This window comes from Aquabacterium sp., assembly GCF_004297345.1.
Taxonomy (GTDB): Bacteria; Pseudomonadota; Gammaproteobacteria; order Burkholderiales; family Burkholderiaceae_C; genus Aquabacterium.
This window is the reverse complement of record NZ_SCTN01000448.1, coordinates 1-3,781: the sequence shown is the minus strand read 5'-3', so window position 1 is coordinate 3,781 and position 3,781 is coordinate 1. Positions and strand designations below refer to the sequence as shown.

The following is a 3,781-nucleotide window of genomic DNA, read 5'->3' as shown; positions in this document are numbered from 1 at the left end:
GCCGTGGTGGCTGGCTACGGTGACGTGGGCAAGGGCTCGGCTCAAGCCTTGCGCGCCCTGTCGGCCCAAGTGTGGGTGACGGAAATCGACCCGATCAACGCCCTGCAAGCCGCCATGGAAGGCTACCGCGTCGTCACGATGGACTGGGCTGCCGACAAGGCCGACATCTTCGTGACCACGACCGGCAACCGCGACGTGATCACCTATGAGCACATGGCCGCGATGAAGAACAACGCCATCGTCTGCAACATCGGTCACTTCGACAACGAAATCCAGGTTGCCAAGCTGGAAGAGAACTGCGAGTGGGAAGAGATCAAGCCCCAGGTTGACCACGTCATCTTCAAGGACGGCAAGCGCATCATCCTGCTGGCCAAGGGCCGCCTGGTGAACCTGGGCTGCGGCACGGGTCACCCCAGCTACGTGATGTCGTCCAGCTTCGCCAACCAGACCATCGCCCAGATCGAGCTGTTCGCCCACAGCGACGCCTACGACAACGGCAAGGTCTATGTGCTGCCCAAGCACCTGGACGAAAAGGTCGCCCGCCTGCAACTGACCACGCTCAACGCCCAGCTGACCGAGCTGACCGAAGAGCAGGCCGCCTACATCGGCGTGCCCAAGCAAGGCCCTTACAAGCCTGACACCTACCGCTACTGATAAGACACATGACCAACATCCTCCTCGCCCGCGCCGATCAGCTCATTCTGGAAAAGGGCATGGCGCCTACGCGCTCGGCTGCACAACGGCTGATCGAACAAGGCGCTGTGCAGTGGAGCGGCCCCAAAGGCTGGACCACCGTGCGCAAGGCGGGCGAGCAGTTGCCCATCGAGAGTGAATTCCAGGTGACGGACGACTCGGAGACCCGCTGGGTTTCCCGCGCCGGCCTGAAGCTGGAAGGCGCCCTCAAGCATTGCGCGTTCTGCAAGCACCCGGTCGATCTGAAGGACAAGCTTTGTCTGGACATCGGCCAGAGCACCGGTGGCTTCACCGAGGTGCTGCTGTCGCATGGCGCGTCGCACGTGGTGGGCGTGGATGTGGGTCATGGTCAGGTGCACCACAGCATCGCCGAGCATCCTCAGGTCACGGTGATCGAGGGCGTCAACGCACGCCACCTCACCGCTGAAGACCTCGGCGAGGATGCACCCGAAGCGGGTTTCGACTTCATCGTGGGCGATCTCTCCTTCATTTCGCTCACGCTGGTCTTGCCCGCGCTCGTGCCTTTCCTGGCCGACAAGGGCGAGATGCTCATGCTGGTCAAACCGCAGTTCGAGCTGCAACCCGAGCACATCGGCAAGCGCGGCCTGGTGAAAGATCCAGCCAGCTACCCCGAGGTGGAAGCACGTATTCGCCAGGCCTGTACGGATCTTGGTTTGAAAGTCAGTGCTTACTTCAATAGCCCGATCGCCGGTGGCGACGGCAACCGTGAATTCTTTGTTCGGGCGCGCAAGGCTTGATAAGTAAACGCTCGCTTATGTTGTGAGCCGCATCCGAACAGATCTTGAAAGTTCTCTATGACGACCTTGACGCGTCTGCCCATCAGCCTGGAGTTCTTCCCGCCCAAGACGCCTGAGGGTGTGGACAAGCTGGCCGCCGTGCGCCAGCAGCTCTACCCGCTCAAGCCCGAGTACTGCTCGGTGACCTACGGCGCCGGCGGCTCCACCCAGGACGGCACCATCCAGACGGTGCGCGCCATCTTGAGCGAAGGCTTCGACGCCGCGCCTCACTTCTCCTGCATCGGCGCCACCAAGGCGTCCGTGCGCGAGCAACTGGCGCAATTCAAGGCTGACGGTATCAAGCGCCTGGTGGCCCTGCGCGGTGACTTGCCCAGCGGCTACGGCGGCTTCGGCGAGTTCCGCTACGCCAGCGAACTGGTGGCCTTCATCCGTGAAGAAACCGGCCAGCATTTCCACATCGAAGTGGGCGTCTACCCCGAGATGCACCCTCAGGCCCGCAACCCGCAGGCCGATCTGCAGGCTTACGTCACCAAGGTGAAAGCCGGTGCCGATGTGGCCCTGACGCAGTACTTCTTCAACGCGGATGCCTATTTCCGCTTTGTGGACGACGCGACCAAGGCCGGCGCCACCATCCCCGTGATCCCCGGCATCATGCCCATCACGAACTCGACCCAGCTCATGCGCTTTTCGGATGCCTGCGGCGCCGAGATCCCGCGCTGGATCCGCACCCGCCTGGAAGGCTATGGCGACGACAAGGCCTCGATCCAGGCTTTCGGTCTGGACGTGGTCAGCGAGCTGTGCGAGAAGCTGCGCCAAGGCGGCGTGCCCGGGCTGCACTTCTACACGATGAACCAATCGGGCCCTGTGCTGGCCATTGCCCGGCGCCTGGGTCTTTGACTGCGCTCATTGTCAGATCCGTTGCTCAAACGCATCGCGTTCGTCTGATCTGGCGCAAAACCCTAAGGGTTTTGGAGTATTCGCACCGCTTTGGGCCACGCTGAGTTGATGCAGCACAAGTTTTGGGCGGTCTGAACTTGTTGCAATGGATGCATGGGTAGCGCCAACACGCTCCCCAGCAACCTAGCCACAAGAAGGATCAATCATGAACGCCACTTCCATCCGCACCCGCCTGATCGCTGCTGCCGCTCTGGCATGCGCCGCCGCTGCGCCCGCTTACGCTGGCGATTTCATGGTGCGTGCCCGCGTCCTGCAACTGGACCCAGCGAATGACACCACCGGCCCATTGGCTGGCGCGCCCTACAACGGCGTCGCGGTCAACTCCAAGTACATCTGGGAAATCGACGCCTCTTACTTCGTGACTCCCAATGTTGCGTTGGAACTGATTGCCACGACGCCTCAGAAGCAGACTGTGTCCCTGAACATGGGTGACTCTGCGCACCCAACGAAACTGGGTACTTTGCGCCATCTGCCCCCAACGCTGACCGTTCAATACCACTTTGCACCGACGAACCCCACTGTGCGTCCTTACATCGGCGCAGGTGTGAACTTCACGCACTTCTCGTCCGTCAATCTGGGCAACGGTGCGTATGACGTGGACCGCAATAGCTGGGGTACTGCTGTTCAGTTCGGTGCAGACTTCCCCATCACGCAGAACCTGTACTTCAACGTCGACTTCAAGAAGATCGACATCCGTACCGATGTGACCGCTACCGCCGATGGTTCCCACCTGGGCACCGTCAAGATCGATCCCGTGCTGTTCGGTGTTGGTATCGGCTACCGCTTCTGATCAGCCTGGCTGAAGCAAGCCAGACTTGATGGCAAAAGGGCCCTTCGGGGCCCTTTTGCATTGGTGCGTGTGGTGAAGCATCCTGGCCAAAGAAAAAGGCTCCTCAATGAGGAGCCTTCTTGCTGCGTCAGCAGGCTGATCGCAAAGATCAGGCTTGCTTGCGACGGGCGGCCAGAGCGATGCCAACCAGACCCAGGCCCATCAGAGCGTAAGTCGAAGGCTCGGGCACGGCTGGCGTGGCGCTGGTCACGGTGATGTTCTTCACAGCGGCAGGCAGCCAGGACACGAAGGACACAGCGTTACCCAGTTGGGTTTGCAGGTCAGAAGACAGCGTGAACGACGACAGGTTCATGTTCAGGGGACGAGCTGTAGCAGAGCTGGTCACGCTGTTGATGTTGCTGCTGCCGATGGTGCCCACTTCGGTGCCGGCCACCAGGATCGACTGGTTCGTGTAAGTCTTGCTGCTACCCAGAGCCGTGACAAGCAGGTCGCCGTACAGCATGTTGTCGGCTGCGTTGTACGAGAAGTTGGTCATGTTGACCTTGACCGTACCGACGAAGGCGATGGAGGTGCTCAGCGAGAT

5 protein-coding genes are annotated in these 3,781 nt (G+C 61.0%); 4 read left to right on the top strand and 1 reads right to left on the bottom strand.

Features of this window, described 5'->3' with window-relative positions; translation table 11 throughout:
- From EPO09_RS17410 to EPO09_RS17395, 4 genes are all read left to right on the top strand, one after another.
- On the top strand, positions 1 to 654 hold a 654-nt coding region (locus EPO09_RS17410), incomplete at its 5' end, for an adenosylhomocysteinase (protein ID WP_290644936.1).
- A gap of 8 nt (positions 655 to 662) precedes the next feature.
- A complete protein-coding gene (locus EPO09_RS17405) occupies positions 663 to 1,451 on the top strand; it encodes a TlyA family RNA methyltransferase (protein ID WP_290644934.1) in 789 nt (262 codons plus the stop codon).
- 57 nt (positions 1,452 to 1,508) lie between these two features.
- Positions 1,509 to 2,348: a methylenetetrahydrofolate reductase [NAD(P)H] gene (metF, locus tag EPO09_RS17400; protein ID WP_290644931.1), complete on the top strand. Its 840-nt coding sequence runs from the start codon at positions 1,509 to 1,511 to the stop codon at positions 2,346 to 2,348.
- Positions 2,349 to 2,553: 205 nt separating this feature from the next.
- Positions 2,554 to 3,198: an OmpW family outer membrane protein gene (locus EPO09_RS17395; protein ID WP_290644929.1), complete on the top strand. Its 645-nt coding sequence runs from the start codon at positions 2,554 to 2,556 to the stop codon at positions 3,196 to 3,198.
- Positions 3,199 to 3,346: 148 nt separating this feature from the next.
- Here EPO09_RS17395 and EPO09_RS17390 read toward each other — a convergent pair.
- Positions 3,347 to 3,781: PEP-CTERM sorting domain-containing protein (locus tag EPO09_RS17390; RefSeq protein WP_290644927.1), on the bottom strand; the 435-nt coding region annotated here is incomplete at its 5' end.